Annotated in this window: 18 protein-coding genes; 10 read left to right on the forward strand and 8 right to left on the reverse strand. The window is 63.9% G+C overall.

Features of this window, described 5'->3' with window-relative positions; all coding sequences use genetic code 11:
- Positions 1-139 precede the first annotated feature (139 nt).
- Entirely contained in the window at positions 140-1,705 is a 1,566-nt protein-coding gene (locus tag ACIP02_RS21380) for a beta (1-6) glucans synthase (protein ID WP_400620216.1), read from the reverse strand.
- Positions 1,706-1,902: 197 nt separating this feature from the next.
- On the opposite strand from ACIP02_RS21380, the gene ACIP02_RS21385 reads away from it, so the two are divergent.
- From ACIP02_RS21385 to ACIP02_RS21395, 3 genes are all read left to right on the forward strand, one after another.
- Positions 1,903-2,763, forward strand: a complete 861-nt coding sequence (locus ACIP02_RS21385; RefSeq protein WP_201204746.1) for a glycine betaine ABC transporter substrate-binding protein — start codon at positions 1,903-1,905, stop codon at positions 2,761-2,763.
- 242 nt (positions 2,764-3,005) lie between these two features.
- A complete protein-coding gene (locus tag ACIP02_RS21390; protein ID WP_201204745.1) occupies positions 3,006-3,317 on the forward strand; it encodes a DUF485 domain-containing protein in 312 nt (103 codons plus the stop codon).
- Entirely contained in the window at positions 3,314-4,978 is a 1,665-nt protein-coding gene (locus ACIP02_RS21395) for a cation acetate symporter (RefSeq protein WP_400620220.1), read from the forward strand. Before ACIP02_RS21390 ends, ACIP02_RS21395 begins: the two co-directional genes overlap by 4 nt.
- A gap of 54 nt (positions 4,979-5,032) precedes the next feature.
- On the opposite strand, the gene ACIP02_RS21400 is transcribed toward ACIP02_RS21395, so the two are convergent.
- On the reverse strand, positions 5,033-5,185 hold the full coding sequence (locus ACIP02_RS21400; protein WP_254481028.1) for a DUF3309 family protein: 153 nt from the start codon (positions 5,183-5,185) through the stop codon (positions 5,033-5,035).
- Positions 5,186-5,503: 318 nt separating this feature from the next.
- Between ACIP02_RS21400 and ACIP02_RS21405 the strand changes: the two genes are divergently transcribed.
- Both ACIP02_RS21405 and csrA read left to right on the forward strand, forming a co-directional pair.
- Positions 5,504-6,313: an SDR family oxidoreductase gene (locus ACIP02_RS21405; protein ID WP_400620224.1), complete on the forward strand. Its 810-nt coding sequence runs from the start codon at positions 5,504-5,506 to the stop codon at positions 6,311-6,313.
- A gap of 120 nt (positions 6,314-6,433) precedes the next feature.
- A complete protein-coding gene (gene csrA / locus ACIP02_RS21410) occupies positions 6,434-6,613 on the forward strand; it encodes a carbon storage regulator CsrA (protein WP_400620227.1) in 180 nt (59 codons plus the stop codon).
- A 52-nt stretch (positions 6,614-6,665) separates the two neighbouring features.
- On the opposite strand, the gene ACIP02_RS21415 is transcribed toward csrA, so the two are convergent.
- From ACIP02_RS21415 to mnmC, 5 genes are all read right to left on the reverse strand, one after another.
- Positions 6,666-6,893 carry a YheU family protein gene (locus ACIP02_RS21415; protein ID WP_013971435.1) on the reverse strand — a complete coding sequence of 76 codons (228 nt, stop codon included), beginning with the start codon at positions 6,891-6,893 and terminating at the stop codon, positions 6,666-6,668.
- A gap of 190 nt (positions 6,894-7,083) precedes the next feature.
- On the reverse strand, positions 7,084-8,268 hold the full coding sequence (locus ACIP02_RS21420) for an osmoprotectant NAGGN system M42 family peptidase (RefSeq protein WP_400620230.1): 1,185 nt from the start codon (positions 8,266-8,268) through the stop codon (positions 7,084-7,086).
- A 129-nt stretch (positions 8,269-8,397) separates the two neighbouring features.
- A complete protein-coding gene (ngg, locus tag ACIP02_RS21425) occupies positions 8,398-10,143 on the reverse strand; it encodes an N-acetylglutaminylglutamine synthetase (RefSeq protein ID WP_400620233.1) in 1,746 nt (581 codons plus the stop codon).
- 6 nt (positions 10,144-10,149) lie between these two features.
- Entirely contained in the window at positions 10,150-11,937 is a 1,788-nt protein-coding gene (locus ACIP02_RS21430; RefSeq protein WP_400620237.1) for an N-acetylglutaminylglutamine amidotransferase, read from the reverse strand.
- Positions 11,938-12,405: 468 nt separating this feature from the next.
- On the reverse strand, positions 12,406-14,376 hold the full coding sequence (gene mnmC / locus ACIP02_RS21435) for a bifunctional tRNA (5-methylaminomethyl-2-thiouridine)(34)-methyltransferase MnmD/FAD-dependent 5-carboxymethylaminomethyl-2-thiouridine(34) oxidoreductase MnmC (protein ID WP_400620240.1): 1,971 nt from the start codon (positions 14,374-14,376) through the stop codon (positions 12,406-12,408).
- 183 nt (positions 14,377-14,559) lie between these two features.
- On the opposite strand from mnmC, the gene pap reads away from it, so the two are divergent.
- Positions 14,560-16,053, forward strand: a complete 1,494-nt coding sequence (pap, locus tag ACIP02_RS21440; protein WP_400620243.1) for a polyphosphate:AMP phosphotransferase — start codon at positions 14,560-14,562, stop codon at positions 16,051-16,053.
- A gap of 449 nt (positions 16,054-16,502) precedes the next feature.
- Positions 16,503-17,465 carry a DMT family transporter gene (locus ACIP02_RS21445; protein WP_400620246.1) on the forward strand — a complete coding sequence of 321 codons (963 nt, stop codon included), beginning with the start codon at positions 16,503-16,505 and terminating at the stop codon, positions 17,463-17,465.
- 123 nt (positions 17,466-17,588) lie between these two features.
- Here ACIP02_RS21445 and ACIP02_RS21450 read toward each other — a convergent pair whose 3' ends face one another.
- Positions 17,589-18,983: a class II fumarate hydratase gene (locus tag ACIP02_RS21450; RefSeq protein ID WP_400620249.1), complete on the reverse strand. Its 1,395-nt coding sequence runs from the start codon at positions 18,981-18,983 to the stop codon at positions 17,589-17,591.
- A gap of 154 nt (positions 18,984-19,137) precedes the next feature.
- On the opposite strand from ACIP02_RS21450, the gene ACIP02_RS21455 reads away from it, so the two are divergent.
- The 3 genes from ACIP02_RS21455 (at position 19,138) to ACIP02_RS21465 (ending at position 21,131) form a co-directional block, all read left to right on the forward strand.
- Complete coding sequence (locus ACIP02_RS21455; RefSeq protein ID WP_201206730.1) at positions 19,138-19,662, forward strand: DUF2059 domain-containing protein; 525 nt, start codon at positions 19,138-19,140, stop codon at positions 19,660-19,662.
- 10 nt (positions 19,663-19,672) lie between these two features.
- Positions 19,673-19,969, forward strand: a complete 297-nt coding sequence (locus ACIP02_RS21460; protein WP_201206732.1) for a BolA family transcriptional regulator — start codon at positions 19,673-19,675, stop codon at positions 19,967-19,969.
- A 229-nt stretch (positions 19,970-20,198) separates the two neighbouring features.
- Entirely contained in the window at positions 20,199-21,131 is a 933-nt protein-coding gene (locus ACIP02_RS21465; RefSeq protein WP_400620253.1) for a rhodanese-related sulfurtransferase, read from the forward strand.
- The last annotated feature ends 1 nt before the right edge of the window (position 21,132 follow it).

The raw sequence follows: 21,132 nt of genomic DNA on the forward strand, positions 1-21,132 counted from the left end.
TCCCTTCGATATGGAAGGGAACAAACAAGGCGGACAGAGGTGCCCCCACAGGAATGACTGGCCCGAAACAGATGTGGGAGCGGGCTTGTCCCGCGAAGCGCCGCGCGGGCGGCGCTCGATTTCCGCCCCACCACTACAATCAAGCCGATCGCACCCGCAAACTCCGCCACAATGCCGCCGTCATCAACACACTCACCACTGCCCAACCCCAGGCCTGCTGGCTCTGCAACCCTTCGACAAACAGCTGCGGCGCCACCCCGGCACCGACGATAAACGCCAGCAACGCCACCTCCGCGCGCCGCGCGCGCACCGGCCACAGCACGTACACCAGCGCCGGCAATGCCAGCGCGGCGCTGGGGAAGCTGCGGTAGCGCGGGTCGAACACCATCGCCAGCATGCTCACCGCCGCAGCAAAGCCCGCCGCCAGCAGCAACCAGCCGGCCCGCGCTTGCAGCCAGGCGAACACCCGCTCGCGCCAACCCGCCCGCTGCGCCAGCGCCAACAGCGCATGGGCCAGCACCAGCAGGTTCAGCCCTGCCAGCAATACTGCCCACAACCATTCCCCGGCAAAGCGCGCATGGGTGCGCATCAGTTCGCCCCACAAACCCAGGCAACCGGCGCCAAACGCTGCCAGCAACGGCAACAGCACTGCCGCCAGCGGCGTAGCAGGGCGCCCGGCCAGTATCAGTACGCCCCCCATCAGCACGGCACTGGCCAGCAACCACTGCGGCCAGTACTGCAGGTTGCTCACCGGCCCTTCGAGCACCCCTTTATCCTGCCGGTCTGCGTCGTACAGCCCCCAGTAACCGCCCACCGCGCCTTCGTTGGCGCGCTTCCACGGCTGGTCGAACGCCTCGATCAGGTTGTAGCGCCAGCCGTTACTCTCGGCCATGGCCACAAAACCTCGAATGAAGCGCGCCTCGTTGACCCGGCTGGGTACCGCGGTCTCGCGCTGGCGGCCTTCGCTAGGCCAGCCGGTTTCGCCAATCAGGATGTCCTTGGGCGCAAAGCGTGTGCCGAACACCCGGCGCACGTCGGCTACATGGGCCAGGGCATCGTCGATGCCGCGCGGTTCGTCTTCCCAGTAGGGCAGCAGGTGGATGGTCAGAAAGTCCACCGCCGGGGCAATCTGTGGGTGCTGCAACCAGAACTCCCAGACATCGGCGTAAGTCACCGGTACCTGCACCTGGCTTTTCACCCGGGCAATCAGCTTGGCCAGGTGTGCACCGGTCACCTCCTTGCGCAACAGCGTCTCGTTGCCCACGATCACCGCGCTGACCACGTCAGGGTTGGCGTTGGCGGTAGCGATCAGCAGGTTGATTTCCCGGTCGGTATCGGCCGGGTGGCTGTTCACCCAGGCGCCGAGCATCACCTTCAGGCCGTGCTTGCGCGCCAGCGCCGGGATTGCCTCAAGACCGGTCATGGAATAGGTGCGAATGCACTGAAATCGCTCGGCCAGCAGGGCCAGGTCGGCGTCCATGCGCTGCGGGCGCAGGCGAAACGGCTGGTCGTAGGGCGACTGGTCCTTGTCGAACGGGGTGTACGAGGCACATTGCAGCTTGTGCGTCGGGCTGGCAGCGTCGGGCAGTTGCACCGGCTTGCCCAGCCCGTACCAGAGCGCTCCCAGCCCCAGCAGGGCCAACAGGCAGGCAAGCAGGTACAACGGCAGCAGCAGGCGGGCAGAACTGGGCATCGGGCGGTCCATCGTCAGGCGCAAAAGGGTAGATAGTAGCCCGGCGCCAAACCTTTGGCATGCAAGGATCGCGCAGGCCACTGCAGGCCGATGGCGCTAATGGCACAGTGCTGTCGCATATGGGGCGGGTACAGGTCGCAGTTGGATCAGGTCGCCCGGTGTGGCAGGAAGATGATGCAATCTCCAAGACCTGACGAGGGGATGCTTTGATGGCAACTTTGAAAAAAATGCGACGTTTCCTGGGTGTAGGCACCGCCCTGGTACTGGGAATGAGCGCAGCACAGGCAATGGCCAAAGAAGTCAGTATTGGCTACGTGGATGGTTGGGCCGACAGTGTGGCGACCACCAACGTGGCTGCCGAAGTGATCAAGCAGAAACTCGGCTACGACGTGAAGTTGCAGGCCGTGGCCACCGGGATCATGTGGCAGGGTGTGGCGACCGGCAAGCTCGATGCCATGTTGTCGGCCTGGTTGCCGGTAACCCATGGCGAGTACTGGGCCAAGAACAAGGACAACGTGGTCGACTACGGCCCGAACTTCAAGGACGCCAAGATCGGCCTGATTGTGCCTGAGTACGTCAAGGCGGTGAGCATCGCCGACCTCAAGACCGACAGCAGCTTCAAGCAGAAGATTGTCGGCATCGACGCCGGTTCCGGCGTGATGATCAAGACCGATCAGGCAATCAAGGACTACGACCTGAGCGGTTACAAGCTGCAGGCCAGTTCTGGCGCGGCGATGACCGCAGAGCTGGGCCGTGCCTATGCCAAGCAGCAGTCGATTGCAGTGACCGGCTGGGTGCCGCACTGGATGTTCGCCAAGTGGAAGCTGAAGTTCCTCGAAGACCCGAAAGGCGTGTATGGCGCGGCGGAAACCGTGAACAGTATCGGCAGCAAGGAACTGGCAACCAAGGCGCCGGAAGTGGCGGAGTTCCTGAAGAAGTTCAACTGGCAGTCCAAAGACGAGATTGGCGAGGTGATGCTGGCGATTCAGGAAGGGGCCAAGCCTGAAGCGGCGGCCAAGGATTGGGTGGCCAAGCACCCTGACCGCGTGAAGGAGTGGACTGGCAAGTAAGCGCTGGAATCCCTGGGGCTGCTTTGCAGCCCATCGCGACACAAGGCCGCTCCTACAGGTGTATGCGGTCCCCTGTGGGAGCGGCCTTGTGTCGCGATGGGCCGCGCAGCGGCCCCCGCTTTTTTACCGATTCGGTAAAACACCGTTGCATCTAAGACTAAGGTCGTCTGGTTGGCGTCCATCGGCAGCATAAAGTAAGGGTGTGGGTACCATCCCCTACCTGTGCTGCTAGGACAAAAACAATGAACGACAGCATTTACCTCTCGATACAAAACAGCCCCCGCTTCAAGGAGCTGGTTACCAAACGCGAACGGTTCGCCTGGATTCTCTCGGCGATCATGCTCGGCCTGTACTGCGCCTTCATCCTCCTTATTGCCTACGGTCCTCAGATACTGGGCGCCAAGCTCAGCCCTGAGTCGTCGATCACCTGGGGCATTCCCCTGGGCGTCGGCCTGATCATCTCGGCATTCGTCCTGACCGCCATCTACGTACGCCGCGCCAACGGTGAATTCGATGAGCTGAACAAGGCCATCCTGAAGGAGGCGCAACAATGATTCGCCACGCCAAAACCCTGGCCGTTCTGGCCTGCGGAGTCTTTGCACCCGCCGTGTGGGCCGCCGATGCCCTGACCGGCGAGGTGCAGAAACAGCCGCTGAACGTTGCTGCGATCGCCATGTTCGTGGCCTTCGTCGCCTTCACCCTGGGCATTACCTACTGGGCCTCCAAACGCAACAAGTCGGCGGCGGACTACTACGCCGCCGGCGGCAAGATCACCGGCTTCCAGAACGGCTTGGCGATTGCCGGCGACTACATGTCGGCCGCCTCGTTCCTGGGTATTTCCGCGCTGGTGTTCACCTCTGGCTATGACGGCCTGATCTACTCGATCGGCTTCCTGGTCGGCTGGCCGATCATCCTCTTCCTGATTGCCGAACGCCTGCGCAACCTGGGCAAGTACACCTTCGCCGACGTGGCCTCGTACCGCCTCGGGCAAAAGGAAATCCGTACCCTGTCGGCCTCCGGTTCGCTGGTGGTGGTGGCGTTCTACCTGATCGCGCAGATGGTCGGTGCTGGCAAGCTGATCGAGCTGCTGTTCGGCCTGGACTACCACGTGGCGGTGATCCTGGTGGGTATCCTGATGTGCCTGTACGTGCTGTTCGGCGGCATGCTGGCCACTACCTGGGTACAAATCATCAAGGCCGTGCTGTTGCTGTCCGGTGCCAGCTTCATGGCCCTGATGGTCATGAAGCACGTGGGCTTCGACTTCAACACGCTGTTCTCCGAAGCGATCAAGGTGCATGCCAAGGGCGAAGCGATCATGAGCCCGGGCGGCCTGGTCAAGGACCCGATCTCGGCATTCTCGCTGGGCCTGGCGCTGATGTTCGGTACCGCTGGCCTGCCACACATCCTCATGCGCTTCTTCACTGTCAGTGACGCCAAGGAAGCCCGCAAGAGCGTGCTGTACGCCACCGGCTTCATCGGCTACTTCTACATCCTCACCTTCATCATCGGCTTTGGCGCCATCCTGCTGGTCAGCACCAACCCGGACTTCAAGGACGCCGCCGGCGCCCTGCTGGGCGGCAACAACATGGCAGCGGTGCACCTGGCCAATGCCGTGGGTGGCAGTGTGTTCCTCGGCTTCATCTCGGCAGTGGCCTTCGCCACCATCCTGGCGGTGGTTGCCGGCCTGACCCTGGCCGGTGCCTCGGCGGTGTCCCACGACCTGTACGCCAGCGTCTGGCGCAAAGGCAAGGCCAACGACAAGGACGAGATCCGCGTATCGAAGATCACCACCGTCGCGTTGGGTGTGCTGGCGATCGGCCTGGGTATCCTGTTCGAGAAGCAGAACATCGCCTTCATGGTCGGCCTGGCATTCTCCATCGCTGCCAGCTGCAACTTCCCGGTACTGCTGCTTTCCATGTACTGGAAGAAACTGACCACCCGCGGCGCCATGATCGGCGGCTGGCTGGGCCTGGTGAGTGCGGTGACGCTGATGATTCTCGGCCCGACCATCTGGGTACAGATCCTGGGCCACGAAAAACCGATCTACCCGTACGAGTACCCGGCGCTGTTCTCGATGGCGATTGCCTTCGTCAGCATCTGGTTCTTCTCGGTGACCGACAAGTCCAAGGCGGCTGAAGACGAGCGCGCGTTGTTCTTCCCGCAATTCGTGCGTTCGCAGACCGGCCTGGGGGCATCGGGCGCTGTTTCGCACTGATCCATCAGGTAATAAAAAACCGCGCCTTGGCGCGGTTTTTTTATGTTTGCGGGGCTAGATCATGCCTAACAGTAACAACACCAGCAGTACTACCAGCACCACGCCGACGATGCCGGACGGGCCATAGCCCCAGCTGCGCGAGTGCGGGAAGACCGGTAAGCCACCAATCAGCAGGAGGATCAGGATGATGATCAGAATCGTGGTCATGACGGAATCCTTGCGTGGTTGAGGGTCAAGGGCCTCGGACTGCTGGCCTCTTGTAAAATCGGACCATTGCGGTTTGTGAAAGATTCCATTTGGGTGTTGCCTGTGCGGGCCTCTTCGCGGGTAAACCCGCTCCTACAACGGACAGCGCTGCCATCAAGGCCGTCGCCAACCTTTGTAGGAGCGGGTTTACCCGCGAAGAGGCCCGCACAGGTTAACCACATATCCATGCCCCCCCATTCACTACCCTGATGAACCCTGCCACCCCCCGCCCCCTTGTTTAGACTCCTCGCAACAGCCATCAAAACAAGGCCAGCCACCATGCAAAACCGCATCATGATCACCGGCGCCGGGTCCGGCCTCGGTCGCGAGATCGCCCTGCGCTGGGCGCGTGAGGGCTGGCGCCTGGCGCTGGCCGATGTCAACGAAAACGGCCTGCGCGAAACCCTGGAGCTGGCCCGCGGCGCAGGCGGCGAGGGCTTCATTCAGCGCTGCGACGTGCGCGACTACAGCCAGCTCACCGCCCTGGCGCAGGCCTGCACCGAGCAGTTCGGTGGCATCGACGTGATCGTCAACAACGCCGGTGTCGCCTCGGGCGGCTTCTTTGCCGAGCTGTCGCTTGAAGACTGGGACTGGCAGATCGCGGTCAACCTGATGGGCGTGGTCAAGGGCTGCAAGGCCTTCTTGCCGCTGCTGGAGCGCAGCAAGGGGCGCATCATCAATGTCGCCTCGATGGCCGCACTGATGCAGGGGCCGGGCATGAGCAACTACAACGTGGCCAAGGCCGGCGTGCTGGCCCTGTCGGAGAGCCTGCTGGTCGAGCTGCGCCAGCAGGAGGTGGCGGTGCATGTGGTGTGCCCGTCGTTCTTCCAGACCAACCTGCTGGACTCGTTCCGCGGGCCGAACCCGGCGATGAAGGCGCAGGTGGGCAAGTTGCTGGAAGGCTCGCCGATCAGCGCCGCCGACATCGCCGATTACATCCACCGCCAGGTCGCTGCCGGCGAGTTCCTGATCCTGCCCCATGAGGCCGGTCGCCAGGCCTGGGAGCTGAAGCGTCAGGCACCGGAGCGGCTGTATGACGAAATGGCCGAAATGGCGGCGAAAATGCGCACCAAAGCTCAATCGCGGTAAATGGTCTGTAGGAGAAATTACCCAAAAATGTAGGGCCCTTCTGAATCGTAGGGGAGCTATTGAGTAGCCGAATGCCTACGAGGCAGGCTCCGGTTTTACCTTGTACAGGAGGAACGGAGCATGCTGGTGATAGGGCGTGAAGTGGGCGAGGTCATTGTCATTGGCGATGACATCCGGATCATGGTGGTGGAGACCCGGGACGGGGTAGTGCGCTTTGGTGTCGATGCCCCGCGCAAGGTACCGGTGCACCGGGCGGAGGTGTACAAGCGCATCAAGGAGGCCAAGCAAGGCAAAGGCTGATGTTGCCTGTACCGGCCTCTTCGCGAGTAAACCCGCGAAGAGGCCGGCCCTGTCAATCGAGCAACTCGCGCGGCACATCATGCTTGGCCAACAACTGGCACTGCTGGCTCTCCGGGTCGAACAGGATGAACGCCTGGCCCTTGGCCAATGCCTGGCGCACCCGCAGCACACGGGTTTCCAGTGGGGTGTCGTCGCCGTTGTCGGTGCCGTCGCGGGTGACGAAGTCTTCGATCAGGCGGGTCAGGGTTTCGGCTTGCAGTTGGTCGTAGGGGATCAGCATGGTGGTGGTGTCTGGGTAGTAGGTGTGGGCATGCTACGCGAAACATTCAGGAATTTGGGGCCGCTGTGGGAGCGGGCTTGTCCCGCGAAGGGGGCTGCGCGATTTATGGCACCGGCTCCGCCGGTGTTCGCGGGACAAGTCGGATCGCCGCACCGCCGCTCCCACAGGCTGCAAAGCAGCCCCCAGGCCCTCAAACCTTGTTACCCACCAGGCTATCCACCGCGGGCACCCGGGTATCGCTCTCCATCTGCGCATCATGCTCCAGCTGATGGCTGAACCGCTCCAACGAAGTATTGGCCGGCTGCGAATCACTGGCAAACACCGGTGGGCTCAGCAGGTATGCCGACAGCAACCGGCTCAACGCCGCCAGGCTGTCGATATGGGTGCGCTCGTAGCCATGGGTGGCATCGCAGCCAAACGCCACCAGCGCCGTGCGAATATCATGCCCCGCGGTCACTGCCGAATGGGCATCGCTGAAGTAATAGCGGAACAGGTCGCGTCGCACCGGCAGGTCGTGCTCGCCGGCCAGTTTCAGCAAATGCCGGGACAGGTGGTAGTCGTACGGCCCTGACGAGTCCTGCATGGCCACGCTCACCGCGTGCTCGCTGGAGGCCTGCCCGGGTGCTACCGGGGCAATGTCGATGCCGACGAACTCGCTGACATCCCAGGGCAGGGCACCCGCTGCCCCGGAGCCGGTCTCCTCGGTAATGGTGAACAGCGGGTGGCAGTCGATCAGCGGTTGGCGACCACTCTCCACCACGGCTTTCAGCGCGGCCAGCAGCGCCGCTACGCCGGCCTTGTCGTCCAGATGGCGGGCACTGATATGGCCGCTTTCGGTGAACTCGGGCAGCGGGTCGAAGGCGACGAAATCACCAATGCTGACACCCAGTGCTTCGCAGTCGGCGCGGGTGGCGCAGTAGGCGTCCAGGCGCACTTCCACGTGTTCCCAGCTGACCGGCATCTGATCGATGGCGGTGTTGAAGGCATGCCCGCTGGCCATCAGCGGCAGCACGCTGCCACGGAACACGCCGGTGTCGGTGAACACGCTGACCCGGCTGCCTTCGGCGAAGCGGCTGGACCAGCAGCCGACCGGTGCCAGCGCCAGGCGGCCGTTGTCCTGCAACTGGCGCACGCTGGCGCCGATGGTGTCGAGGTGGGCGGACACCGCGCGGTCGGGCGAGGTTTGCCGGCCCTTGAGCGTGGCGCGGATGGTGCCGCGACGGGTGAGCTCGAAAGGGATGCCCAGCTCGTCCAGGCGTTCGGCCACGTAGCGCACGATGGTGTCGGTGAAGCCGGTGGGGCTGGGGATGGCGAGCATTTCCAGCAGTACGCGTTTGAGGTAGTCGAGATCGGGTTCGGGGTGACGTTCGGACATGGTTGGGGACTCCTTGCTCCTGTGCCGGCCTCTTCGCGGCTAAAGCCGCTCCTACAAGTAATATGCAGCCCTCAGGGCCGGTGATATCCCTGTAGGAGCGGCTTTAGCCGCGAAGAGGCCGGCACTGGTTTACGCCAAAGGCCGGCTATGCGGAAACAGCAGGTCGATAAAGCGCTCGGCCGTGGGCTGCGGTTCGTGGTTGGCCAGGCCGGCACGTTCGTTGGCTTCGATGATCACGTACTCCGGTTGCTCGGCATCGCGCACCATGAAGTCCAGGCCCACCACGGGAATTTCCAGCGCCCGCGCAGCGCGCACGGCCGCGTCGGCCAGCACCGGGTGCAGGCGTGCGGTGACATCTTCGAGGGTGCCGCCGGTGTGCAGGTTGGCGGTACGCCGCACGGCCAGGCGCTGGCCGGCAGGCAACACGTCGTCATAGGCAAAGCCGGCCACCCGCAAGGTGCGCTCGGTTTCGTCATCCAGCGGAATGCGGCTTTCGCCACCGGTAGCAGCCTGGCGCCGCCGGCTCTGGGCTTCGATCAACTGGCGCACGCTATGCTTGCCGTCGCCCAGTACCTGCGCCGGGTGACGAATGGCGGCAGCCACCACCTCATAGCCGATTACCACGATGCGCAGGTCATGCCCGGCGTGGAAGCTTTCCAGCAATACGCGGCTGTCGAACTGGCGTGCATGGGCAACCGCCTGGGTAATTTCGTCAATGCAGGTCAGGTTCACCGCCACGCCTTGACCTTGCTCGCCATCGACCGGCTTGACCACCACCGCGCCATGCTCGTCGAGAAACGCCAGGTTGTCGTCGGCATTGCCGGCCAGTTGCTGCGCCGGCACCTGCAGCCCGGCGTTGAGCAGGGCATGTTGGGTCAGGCGCTTGTCCTGGCACAGGGTCATGGTGACGGCGCTGGTCAGGTCGCTGAGCGATTCACGGCAACGAATGCGCCGCCCGCCCAGGCTCAGGGTGAACAGGCCGCCGACGGCGTCATCGACATGCACTTCAATGCCGCGGCGCAGGGCCTCGTCGACGATGATCCGCGCGTAGGGGTTGAGGTCGGCCTGTGGCCCGGGCCCGAGGAACAGTTGCTCGTTGATGACATTCTTGCGCTTGACTGCAAAGGTGGGCAGGTTGCGAAAGCCCAGCTTCTGGTACAGGCGCTTGGCCTGCCGGTTGTCGTGCAGCACCGACAGGTCGAGGTAGGCCAGGCCACGGCTCATGAAGTGCTCGATCAGGTGCCGCACCAGCACTTCACCGACGCCAGGGCGGGTGCAGTGCGGGTCCACTGCCAGGCACCACAGGCTGCTGCCGTGCTCGGGGTCATCGAACGCCTTGCAATGGTTCAGGCCCATCACGCTGCCAATCACGGCGCCGGTATCCTCGTCTTCTGCCAACCAGTACACCGGGCCACCCAAATGGCGCGGTGTCAGCAGGTCGGCATCGACCGGCAGCATGCCACGCACCTGATAAAGCGTGTTGATGGCCTGCCAGTCGGCCGGGTTCTGCGCCCGTCGCACACGGAAGCCGCGAAATACCCGTTGCGCCGGGCGGTAGTCGGTAAACCACAGGCGCAGCGTATCGGAGGGGTCGAGGAACAGTTGCTGCGGCGCCTGCGCCAGCACCTGCTGCGGTGCAGCCACGTACAGGGCAATATCGCGCTCGCCCGGGCATTCATCCAGCAGGTCGGCGGCCAGCGTGGCCGGGTCGGCATAGGTATGGCCGATCAGCAGCCGGCCCCAGCCGCAGTGCACGGCACGCGGCTGGTCGTGAGGCTGGCTACCGTCGCCCGCCAGGCGTGCCTGCAGGCGCTCGTAGGACGGCGCCTGGCCGCGCAGCAGGCGCTGACCGTAAGCAGTTTCGTGGGCTTTCATCAGGGGTCAGAGTCCTTGTTCGCTCAGCCAAAGGTTAAGTGCCGCCAGCTGCCACAGCTTGGAGCCACGCAGCGGCGTCAGCTGGCCGTGCGGGTTGCTGAGCAAGCGGTCGATCATGGCCGGGTTGAACAGCCCACGGTCCTGGCTAGGGTCGGTCAGCAGTTCACGCACCCAACCCAGGGTGGCCCCTTCCAGGTGTTTCAGGCCCGGTACCGGGAAGTAGCCCTTCTTGCGGTCGATCACTTCATGCGGGATCACCCGCCGCGCCGCCTGCTTGAGCACCTGCTTGCCGCCATCGGGCAGCTTGAAACGTGCCGGGATGCGCGCCGACAGTTCCACCAGGCGGTAATCGAGGAACGGCGTGCGCGCCTCCAGGCCCCAGGCCATGGTCATGTTGTCCACCCGCTTGACCGGGTCGTCGACCAGCATCACCGTGCTGTCCAGGCGCAGGGCCTTGTCCACCGCGTCCGGTGCGCCGGGGCGGGCAAAGTGCTCACGGACGAAGTCGCCAGCGGCGTCGGTTTCCAGCAGCCATGGCGCCTGCACGGTGTCGCGGTACTCGGCATGGCTGCGGTCGAAGAAGGCATCGCGGTAGGCGCCAAAGGCATCGTCGGCGCCGTCCACCTGTGGGTACCAGTGGTAGCCGGCAAACAACTCGTCGGCACCCTGGCCGCTCTGCACGCCCTTGCAGTGCTTGGCCACTTCCCGCGACAGCAGGTAGAAGGCGATGCAGTCATGGCTGACCATCGGCTCGCTCATGGCGCGGAACGCCGCCGGCAGCTGGTCGATGATTTCATGTTCGGCAATGCGCAACTGGTGGTGGCGGGTGCCGTAGTGCTTGGCGATCAGGTCAGAGTACTGGAACTCATCGCCGCGCTCGCCACCGGCATCTTCAAAACCGATGGAGAACGTCGACAGGTCGTCCACGCCCACTTCGCGCAGCAGGCCGACCAGCAGGCTGGAGTCGACGCCGCCGGACAACAGCACGCCAACATCGACGGCCGCGCGTTGGCGGATGGCCACGGCGTCGCGGGTGGCATCGAGCACACGGGTGGTCCAGCCTTCCAGGTCCAGTTCACGCTCGTCGGGGTTGGCGCCGTATTTCAGCTGCCACCAGGTCTGGCGTTCCACTTCGCCGTGGCGGTCGATGCGCATCCAGGTGCCAGGCTCCAGCTTTTGCACGTTGGCCAGCAGGGTGCGCGGGGCCGGCACCACGGCGTGGAAGTTCAGGTAATGGTTGAGTGCTACCGGGTCGAGCATCGGGTCGATGTCGCCGCCCTTGAGCAGCGCTGGCAGGGTCGAAGCAAAGCGCAGGCGCTCGCCGTTACGCGACAGGTACAGCGGCTTGACGCCAAGGCGGTCGCGGGCCAGGAACAGGCGCTGGTTGTCGCGCTCCCAGATGGCCAGGGCGAACATGCCGTTGAGCTTGGGCAGCAATGCCGCGCCCCAGGCATGGTAGCCCTTGAGCAGCACTTCGGTGTCGCCGTCGGACCAGAATTGGTAGCCCAGGCCCTGCAGCTCCTGGCGCAGCTCGGGGAAGTTGTAGATGGCGCCGTTGAACGCCAGTGACAAGCCCAGGGTGTTGTCGACCATCGGCTGCGCCGAGCCGTCGGACAGGTCCATGATTTTCAGGCGCCGATGACCGAGGGCAATCGGCCCCTGGCTATGGAAGCCCCAGGCATCCGGGCCACGCGGGGCCAGGTGATGGGTGATGCGCTCTACCGCAGCCAGGTCGGCTGGGCGAGGGGCTTGATTGATGGGGGTGAAACGCAACTCTCCTGCTAATCCGCACATAAGTCCTTACCGGTTTTTCCGTTGGGGAGGTGATGCCCCGGATTAGGGCACCTTAAGGAACTGACCTGTGTGCTTTGTGAGAGTTTTAGAACAATCTGTTATATGAGGTGGGCAGGTGATTGTCTTGGATTAAGTGATGGTGCTGCCAGGTGCTTGTCTTGGTTTTTTTGTTGTCGGTGAGATCGAGCGCCGCCCGCGCGGCGCTTCGCGGGGCAAGCCCGCTCCCACATCTGTTTCGGGCCAGTTTTTCCTGCTACCACCGCACTCGCACCCTGGGTGCATGTCAGAAGATTGATGAAGAGCAGCGTCGCAGCCAATATTAAAGGGAACAAACAAAGCGGACAGCGGTGTCCTCACAGGATGAACTGGCCCGAAACAGATGTGGGAGCGGGCTTGCCCCGCGAAGCGCCGCGCGGGCGGCGCTCGATCTCACAAGCGCAATAAATTCAACGACATGCCCCGAAGCAATCACTTCCCCCGAATCAACCGCCGCAACCCAAACCTGTTCGGATGGCAAGCCTCCGCCACCGCCCTAGGCAACGGCAACGGCTCCCCGCACACCCAGGCCGCCACCAGCTCGCCACTCAACGGCGCCGTGATCAACCCGCGCGAGCCATGCCCGCTGTTCACATACAAGCCGTCCAGCCAAGGGCAGGCCACCTCTGGCACTTGCCGCGCATCGCGCGCCAGCACCGCATACGCCTCGGCAAACGCCTGCCCATTCGCCACCGGCCCGACGATCGGCAAGTAATCCGGGCTGGTACAGCGGAACGCCGCACGCCCTTGCAACTGCTCAGGGTCCAGCTCAGCCGCATCCAGGCGCTGGGCCAGATCCGTAGAAATCTCCTCCAGCAACGCCAGGTTGCCCTGGTGTTCGGCCACCGTCGGCGCCAGGTCTTCACGGTGAAAATCAAAACTCGCGCCCAGGGTATGTTCATCACCACGCGGCGGTGCCACATAGCCCTCTGCGCACACCACGGTGCGTAACGCCCGGCTGCTGGCGGTGGCCGGCAAGCGCGTGATCTGCCCGCGGATGCGCTTGAGCGGCAGCTCCGCACAGGCTTCAAACCGGCGCACCTCGGCAGCACCGGCCAGCACCACCACCGGCGCGCTGGCCAGCAGGCGCTCGCCCGCCCAGGCCTGCCACTGTTCATCGACCTTGCGCAGCTCGATGACTTCCTGATGCATCGCCCGCCGGATACGCGGGTGCTGCAACTGCTGCTGGCACAGCGCGGGCGGGTGCACCCAGCCACCTTCGGGGTAGAACAGCCCGCCAGCCGGCAAAGCCACCCCGGCGATGGCTTCGGCCTCGCTGCGCGCCAATGTATGCAGCAGGTCGTAATCGAAGGCGGCAGCCAGCTTGCCCTGGCGCTCGGCTTCCTTGCTGTCGAAAGCCAGCTGCAGCACGCCGCAGGCATCCCAGTCACGGCCGCGCTGCAGGCGCTCCAGCTGGCGCCGGGTGTAGCCGAACCCGGACAGGATCATCTGCGACAGCGCCGTGCCGTGGGCCGAAAGCTTGAGGTACAGCACCCCCTGCGGGTTACCCGAGGCTTCCTGCGCCGGTGCCGGGTGGCGTTCAAGCACGGTCACTTGCCAGCCACGCCGGGCCAGGCTGGCGGCGCTGGTGCAGCCCGCCAGCCCGGCACCGATCACCAATGCCTCGCGCGGCCCCGGTGCGGCAGGCGGGCGGGCGTACCAAGGGGCGGCGGGGCCGGGCAGGGCGCCGACGTAGGCGCCACTCATGACTTCCCACTTCTTGCCGATGCCTGGCACCTTCTTCATGGCAAAGCCGGCGTCGACCAGGCTGCGGCGTACCCAGCCGGTGGTGGTGAACGTACCCAGTACCGTGCCGGCGTGAGACAAGCGCGCCAACTGGGCGAACAGCGCTGGGGTCCACATGTCGGGGTTCTTGGCCGGGGCGAAGCCGTCAAGGAACCACACATCGATCTGCGCATCCAGTTGCGGCAGCTGTTCCAGCACATCGCCGATCAGCAGGGTGAGGGTGACCCTGCCCTCGGCGAAGGTGAACTGCTGAAAGCCCGGGTGTACGGCCACGTACTGCGCCAGCAGTGGCTCGGTGTAGGCGCCAAGTTCAGGCCACAGGCGCACGGCGCGGGCCATGTCGGCGTGGCCGAGGGGGTACTTTTCGACGCTGACGAAATGCAGGCGGGCCTCAGCGTGCGCATGCTGTTCGAACAGCTGCCAGGCGCAGAAGAAGTTCATGCCGGTGCCAAAGCCGGTTTCGCCGATCACCAGGCAGGTGTGCGGCGCCAGGTCGGCAAAGCGCTCGGCCAGGCGGGTCTGGCCGAGGAACACGTGCTTGGTTTCTTCGATGCCTTCGTTGACCGCGAAATAGACGTCGTCGTACTGCCGCGAATGGGGGCGGCCCTGGTCGTCCCAGTCGATCTGGGCGTGCTGGAGGAGGGTGGATTCAGGCATGGCTGGTTTCACTGGGAGATGAGCTGCAAGCTGCAAGCTGCAAGCTTTAAGCTGCAAGAAAAAGCAGATGGTGGCATGGCTTGCATTTTCTTGCAGCTTGCAGCTTGCAGCTTGCAGCTTGCAGCTTGCAGCTTGCAGCTTCGAATTCCGCTAGTCTTGCTTATCCATTGAAGGAGCCAGTGCATGTTCGAATCCGCCGAAATCGGCCACAGCATCGACAAGGAGGCTTACGACGCCGAGGTACCCGCCTTACGCGAGGCCCTGCTCGAAGCCCAGTACGAACTCAAGCAACAGGCGCGCTTCCCGGTGATCGTGCTGATCAACGGTATCGAAGGCGCCGGCAAGGGTGAGACGGTAAAGCTGCTCAACGAGTGGATGGACCCGCGCATGATCGATGTGCTCACCTTCGACCAGCAAACCGACGAGGAGCTGGCCCGCCCGCCGGCCTGGCGCTACTGGCGGGCCTTGCCACCGAAGGGGCGCATGGGTGTGTTCTTCGGCAACTGGTACAGCCAGATGCTGCAGGGGCGGGTGCACGGGGTGTTCAAGGATGCCGTGCTCGACCAGGCCATCACCGGCGCCGAACGCCTGGAGCAGATGCTGTGCGACGAAGGCGCGCTGATCATCAAGTTCTGGTTCCACCTGTCCAAGAAGCAGATGAAGGCGCGCCTGAAATCGCTGAAGGACGACCCGCTGCACAGCTGGAAGATCAGCCCGCTGGACTGGCAGCAGTCAGAAACCTACGACCGTTTCGTGCGCTTTGGCGAACGCGTGCTGCGCCGCACCAGCCGCGACTATGCGCCGTGGCATATCGTCGAAGGGGTCGACCCGAACTACCGCAGCCTGGCAGTGGGGCGCATCCTGCTGGAAAGCCTGCAGGCCGCGCTGGCCAATAACCCCAAGGGCAAGCACCAGGGCAACGTCGCCCCGCTGGGCCGCAGCATTGATGACCGCAGCCTGCTCGGTGCGCTGGACATGACCCTGCGCCTGGACAAGTCCGATTACCAGGAGCAACTGGTAACCGAACAGGCGCGCCTGGCCGGCCTGCTGCGCGACAAGCACATGCGCCGCCACGCGCTGGTAGCGGTGTTCGAAGGCAACGACGCCGCCGGCAAGGGTGGCGCCATCCGCCGTGTGGCAGCCGCGCTGGATCCGCGCCAGTACCGCATCGTGCCAATTGCCGCGCCCACTGAAGAAGAGCGCGCGCAGCCTTACCTGTGGCGGTTCTGGCGGCACATTCCGGCGCGCGGCAAATTCACCATCTTCGACCGCTCCTGGTATGGCCGGGTGCTGGTGGAGCGGGTGGAAGGCTTCTGCACCCCGGCCGACTGGATGCGCGCTTACAGCGAAATCAACGACTTTGAAGAACAGCTGGTGAATGCCGGCGTGGTCGTGGTCAAGTTCTGGCTGGCGATTGACCAGCAGACCCAGCTGGAGCGCTTCGAGGAGCGCGAACAGATCCCGTTCAAGCGCTACAAGATCACCGAGGATGACTGGCGCAACCGCGACAAGTGGGACGACTACGTACAGGCGGTGGGCGACATGGTCGACCGCACCAGCAGCGAGATTGCGCCGTGGACGCTGGTGGAGGCCAATGACAAGCGCTGGGCCCGGGTGAAAGTGCTGCGCACCATCAACAAGGCGCTTGAGGCGGCGTTTGCCAAGGACAAGAAATAGCCGGGGCAGTGTTTGAGAGCTTTTGCGCCTATGAGATCGAGCGCCGCCCGCGCGGCGCTTCGCGGCTAAAGCCGCTCCTACGTTTGTTTCGGGCCAATTATGCCTGTGGGATTTGCGCGCGAACGCCTTGGCGCACGCCTCGATATCGCGTCGTACAAACAAGGCGGTCGCGCGCGCCAGGCACAGGACAGACTGGCCCGAAACAAACGTAGGAGCGGCTTTAGCCGCGAAGCGCCGCGCGGGCGGCGCTCGATCTCACCGGCGCTGAAAATGTTTCGGTGAACACCTGGCGGCGCTCGATCTCACAGGCACCCAACATCTCAAGGCAAGCACCAGCCATGCCCCAAAAGAATGACCTGATGAATTCTTTTCTCGGCACTCTCCACCGCCCCCATCCTCTAACCCCGTAGAATTGAACCACCCCCACCACGGGCTTGATCGAGGACTTTATGCACACCACTTCCGGCCGCTGGGGCTATGGCCTGTTTCTGGCTCTTCTGACAGCGCTGCTCTGGGGCATCCTGCCGATCAAGCTCAAGCAGGTGTTGCAAGTGGTCGACCCGATCACCGTTACCTGGTACCGCCTGCTGGTGTCCGGTGGCCTGCTGTTCGCCTGGCTGGCGTCCCAGCGGCGTTTGCCGTCGATGCGCAAGCTGGCACCCAAGGGCAAGGCGCTGGTTGCAGTTGCGGTGCTCGGCCTGATGGGCAACTACGTGCTGTACCTGATCGGCCTCAACTTGCTCAGCCCCGGCACTGCGCAACTGGTGGTGCAGATCGGCCCGGTGCTGCTACTGGTAGCCAGCGTGTTCGTGTTCCGCGAACCCTTCAGCCTTGGGCAGGGCATGGGCCTGCTGGTGCTGCTGGCCGGGTTTGGCCTGTTCTTCAACCAGCGCCTGGAAGAGCTGCTGACCTCGTTGGGCACCTACACCACTGGTGTACTGACCATCTTGCTGGCCACCAGCATCTGGGTGTTCTACGCCCTGAGCCAGAAGCAGTTGCTGACGGTATGGCATTCGCAACAGGTGATGATGGTGATCTACCTCAGCTGCGCTGCGTTGCTGACGCCCTGGGTACACCCGCTGGAGGCATTGCAGCTGACCCCGGTGCAGGGCTGGCTGTTGCTGGCCTGCTGCCTGAATACCCTAGTGGCGTACGGCGCGTTTGCCGAGGCGCTGGCGCACTGGGAGGCATCGCGAGTGAGTGCCACGCTGGCGCTGACCCCGCTGGTGACCTTTGTCGCGGTGGCGCTTGCGGCCATGGTGTGGCCGGAGTATGTGCATGCCGAGGACATCAATGCCCTGGGTTACCTGGGCGCGGTGACCGTGGTGTTCGGTTCGGCGCTGGTAGCGCTGGGGCCGTCGCTGGTGGCCGGGTGGCGGGCGCGCAAGGCGCGGCTGGCGCAGGTTCACTGATCGCCTGTCCCGGCCCTTTCGCGGGTGAACCCGCTCCTACATGGACCCCACAAGGCTGAATATTGTGGGGGCCATGTAGGAGCGGGTTTACCCGCGAAGAGGCCAGCACAGGCTACAGACCACTCAGCCCTTGCCCCCCGGCGCCAGCATGTTCTCCGGCCTCACCCACTGGTCGAACTGCTCATTGGTCAAATACTTCAACTCCAATGCCGCCTCCCGCAGGGTCTTGCCCTCGCCGTAGGCCTTCTTGGCAATCTCCGCAGCTTTGTCATAGCCAATATGCGGGTTCAGCGCCGTCACCAGCATCAACCCACGCTCCAGGTGCGCGGCCATCTGTTCGGCGTCCGGCTCGATACCCGCCACGCAATGCTGCTGGAAGTTGCGGCAACCATCGGCCAGCAACTCGACTGACTGCAGCAGGTTGTGAATGATCACCGGCTTGAATACGTTCAGTTGCAAATGCCCCTGGCTGGCGGCAAAGCCGATCGCCGCATCGTTGCCCAGCACCTGGCAGGCCAGCATCGACAGTGCCTCGCACTGGGTCGGGTTGACCTTGCCCGGCATGATCGAGCTGCCCGGCTCGTTGGCCGGCAGGCGCACTTCGGCCAGCCCCGCGCGCGGGCCGGAACCCAGCAAGCGCAGGTCGTTGGCAATTTTCATCAGGGCCACGGCCAGGGTTTTCAGGGCGCCCGCCAGGCTGGTCAGCGGTTCGTGGCCGGCGAGGGCGGCGAACTTGTTCGGCGCGGTGACGAACGGCAGGCCGGACTCCGCCGCCAGCTCGGCAGCAATGGCTTCGGCAAAGCCATGCGGGGCGTTCAGCCCGGTACCGACGGCCGTGCCGCCCTGGGCCAGTTCACACACCGCCGGCAGGGTGGCGCGGATGGCGCGCTGGGCGTAGTCGAGCTGGGCGACGAAGGCTGATACCTCCTGGCCGAAGGTGATCGGCGTGGCGTCCATCATGTGCGTGCGGCCGGTTTTGACCAGTTTGTTGTGGCGCGCCGACAGCTCGGCCAGCCCTGCCGACAGCTCGGCGATGGCCGGCAGCAGCTTGTCATGTACCGCCTGGGCTGCGGCAATGTGCATGGCCGTCGGGAAGCAGTCGTTGGAGCTTTGCGAGCGGTTGACGTGGTCGTTGGGGTGCACGGGGGCCTTGCCGCCACGGCCCTTGCCGGCCAGCTCGTTGGCGCGCCCGGCAATCACCTCGTTGACGTTCATGTTGCTTTGGGTGCCGCTGCCGGTCTGCCAGACGACCAGCGGGAACTGATCATCGTGCCGGCCAGCCAGCACTTCGTCGGCGGCTTGTTCGATCAGCCGGGCGATGTCGGCCGGCAGGTCGCCGTTGCGGTCGTTGACGCGCGCTGCGGCCTTCTTGATCAGCGCCAGGGCGTGCAGTACCGCGAGGGGCATGCGTTCCTTGCCAATGGCGAAGTTGATCAGCGAACGCTGGGTCTGCGCACCCCAGTAGGCGTCCTCCGGAACTTCGACCGGGCCCAGGCTGTCTGTCTCGATACGGCTCATTCTGTACTCACTCCTGTGTAGTTCGAATTCGCAGTTTAGGCCCTGATTCGACCAAGCGGTTCCGTCGCTCGTCGTGCCACTTGAGCACACCGCCACCACGGCGCAGAATGCTCTACTCTGAGGTACCCGCCTCCCTCTTGTTGAAGGAAATGCAATGACCCGTCTCCGTGTCCTCTGTGCCGCCGTTGCCCTGGTTTGCGCCAGCGGCCAGGTACTCGCTGCCACCGCCAGCCACAACGCTGCTGCCGAGAAATTCCTGACCCTGGCCAACGCCGACAAGCTGGGCACCCCGGTGTACATGCAAGTGCAGCAGATGTTCGCCCAGCGCTTCGCCCAGACCAAGGCCCCGGCCAGCAAGCAGCCGGTCCTGGAAGGCTACCAGGCCAAGGCCAACGCGGCGCTGGACAACGCCATCGGCTGGAACAAGCTGAAGCCGAAGATGGTCGACCTGTACACCCAGACCTTCACCGAGCAGGAGCTGAAGGACCTGGTCAAGTTCTACGAGTCGCCGCTGGGCAAGAAAGTACTGCGTGAAATGCCCAAGGTCACCCAGCAGTCGGCTCAGCTGACCCAGCAGAGCCTGGAGCCAGCCGTACCGGTGGTGAACAAGCTGCTGGAAGACATGACCAAGGAGCTGGACCCGAACGCAGGCAAGGCCGCCGCCCCGGCGAAGAAGTGAGTACGCCGCAATGACCATGCAACAGCGTATTGAACAGCAGTTGGCCGCCCTGGCGCCGCAACACCTGGAAGTGCTCAACGAAAGCCACATGCACAGTCGTGGTCAGGAGACCCACTACAAGGCAGTGATCGTCTGCGAGCAGTTTGCCGGGTTGAACAGCGTCAAGCGCCACCAGAAGGTGTACGCCACCATGGGCGAGCTGATGGGCCAGATCCACGCCCTGGCCATTCATACTTACACCGCCGAAGAGTGGGCCAAGGTCGGCGTTGCACCGGCCTCGCCGGTGTGCGCGGGCGGCGGGCACTGAAACCTTGCTGTTGTTCTGGTAGAATCCTGCAAAATCCGGGGGCCGCTTTGCGGCCCTTTCGCGACACAAGGCCGCTCCTACAGGGGATCGCACCCGCCATCGGGTTGTGCATTCTCCTGTAGGAGCGGCCTTGTGTCGCGAAAGGGGCGCAAGGCGCCCCCATGCTTTTTCTACACCTGTCAAACCCGGTCCGCCCCTTACGAGGGCGACCACCTGGAGAACCTGCTTCATGTCCCAAGCCATCGTCGTCGCGGCGCTGTACAAATTCGTCACCCTGGAAGACTACATCGAGCTGCGCGAGCCCCTGCTCAAGGCCATGCTCGAAAATGATGTCAAAGGCACCCTGCTGCTGGCCCACGAGGGCATCAACGGCACCGTGTCAGCCACCCGCGAAGGCATCGATGGCCTGCTGGCCTGGCTGCGCAACGACCCACGCCTGGTCGATGTCGACCATAAAGAGTCGTACTGCGACGAACAGCCGTTCTACCGCACCAAGGTCAAGCTCAAGAAAGAGATCGTCACCCTCGGCGTGCCGGGCGTAGACCCCAACCAGGCGGTCGGCACCTACGTCGAGCCCAAGGACTGGAACGCCCTGATCAGCGACCCGGAAGTGCTGCTGATCGACACCCGCAACGATTACGAAGTGGCCATCGGCACCTTCAAGGGCGCCATCGACCCCAAGACCGAGACCTTCCGCGAGTTCCCCGACTACATCAAGGCCAACTTCGACCCCAGCAAGCACAAGAAAGTGGCCATGTTCTGCACCGGCGGCATTCGTTGCGAAAAAGCCTCCAGCTATATGCTCGGTGAGGGCTTCGAGGAGGTCTATCATCTTAAGGGCGGCATCCTGAAATACTTCGAAGAAGTGCCTCAGGAACAAAGCCTGTGGGACGGCGACTGCTTCGTCTTCGACAACCGCGTCACGGTGCGCCATGACCTGAGCGAAGGCGAGTACGACCAGTGCCACGCCTGCCGCCACCCGATCAATGCAGAGGAGCGCGCGTCCGAGCACTATTCGCCAGGTGTCAGCTGCCCGCATTGCTGGGACACCCTGAGCGAGAAGACCCGGCGCAGCGCCATCGACCGGCAGAAGCAGATCGAGCTGGCCAAGGCCCGCAACCTGCCGCACCCGATCGGTTACAACTACAAAGCCGAGGCCTGAT

Origin of the sequence: Pseudomonas sp. NPDC089408, assembly GCF_044749445.1 — a bacterium.
In the GTDB taxonomy this organism is placed as follows: Bacteria; Pseudomonadota; Gammaproteobacteria; order Pseudomonadales; family Pseudomonadaceae; genus Aquipseudomonas.

What these genes read in the sequence shown, in the direction of transcription:
- ACIP02_RS21380 (WP_400620216.1), bottom strand. Translation starts at nt 1,705, where the DNA reads ATGGACCGCCCGATGCCCAGTTCTGCCCGCCTGCTGCTGCCGTTGTAC.
- ACIP02_RS21385 (WP_201204746.1), top strand. Translation starts at nt 1,903, where the DNA reads ATGGCAACTTTGAAAAAAATGCGACGTTTCCTGGGTGTAGGCACCGCC.
- ACIP02_RS21390 (WP_201204745.1), top strand. Translation starts at nt 3,006, where the DNA reads ATGAACGACAGCATTTACCTCTCGATACAAAACAGCCCCCGCTTCAAG.
- ACIP02_RS21395 (WP_400620220.1), top strand. Translation starts at nt 3,314, where the DNA reads ATGATTCGCCACGCCAAAACCCTGGCCGTTCTGGCCTGCGGAGTCTTT.
- ACIP02_RS21400 (WP_254481028.1), bottom strand. Translation starts at nt 5,185, where the DNA reads ATGACCACGATTCTGATCATCATCCTGATCCTCCTGCTGATTGGTGGC.
- ACIP02_RS21405 (WP_400620224.1), top strand. Translation starts at nt 5,504, where the DNA reads ATGCAAAACCGCATCATGATCACCGGCGCCGGGTCCGGCCTCGGTCGC.
- csrA (WP_400620227.1), top strand. Translation starts at nt 6,434, where the DNA reads ATGCTGGTGATAGGGCGTGAAGTGGGCGAGGTCATTGTCATTGGCGAT.
- ACIP02_RS21415 (WP_013971435.1), bottom strand. Translation starts at nt 6,893, where the DNA reads ATGCTGATCCCCTACGACCAACTGCAAGCCGAAACCCTGACCCGCCTG.
- ACIP02_RS21420 (WP_400620230.1), bottom strand. Translation starts at nt 8,268, where the DNA reads ATGTCCGAACGTCACCCCGAACCCGATCTCGACTACCTCAAACGCGTA.
- ngg (WP_400620233.1), bottom strand. Translation starts at nt 10,143, where the DNA reads ATGAAAGCCCACGAAACTGCTTACGGTCAGCGCCTGCTGCGCGGCCAG.
- ACIP02_RS21430 (WP_400620237.1), bottom strand. Translation starts at nt 11,937, where the DNA reads ATGTGCGGATTAGCAGGAGAGTTGCGTTTCACCCCCATCAATCAAGCC.
- mnmC (WP_400620240.1), bottom strand. Translation starts at nt 14,376, where the DNA reads ATGCCTGAATCCACCCTCCTCCAGCACGCCCAGATCGACTGGGACGAC.
- pap (WP_400620243.1), top strand. Translation starts at nt 14,560, where the DNA reads ATGTTCGAATCCGCCGAAATCGGCCACAGCATCGACAAGGAGGCTTAC.
- ACIP02_RS21445 (WP_400620246.1), top strand. Translation starts at nt 16,503, where the DNA reads ATGCACACCACTTCCGGCCGCTGGGGCTATGGCCTGTTTCTGGCTCTT.
- ACIP02_RS21450 (WP_400620249.1), bottom strand. Translation starts at nt 18,983, where the DNA reads ATGAGCCGTATCGAGACAGACAGCCTGGGCCCGGTCGAAGTTCCGGAG.
- ACIP02_RS21455 (WP_201206730.1), top strand. Translation starts at nt 19,138, where the DNA reads ATGACCCGTCTCCGTGTCCTCTGTGCCGCCGTTGCCCTGGTTTGCGCC.
- ACIP02_RS21460 (WP_201206732.1), top strand. Translation starts at nt 19,673, where the DNA reads ATGACCATGCAACAGCGTATTGAACAGCAGTTGGCCGCCCTGGCGCCG.
- ACIP02_RS21465 (WP_400620253.1), top strand. Translation starts at nt 20,199, where the DNA reads ATGTCCCAAGCCATCGTCGTCGCGGCGCTGTACAAATTCGTCACCCTG.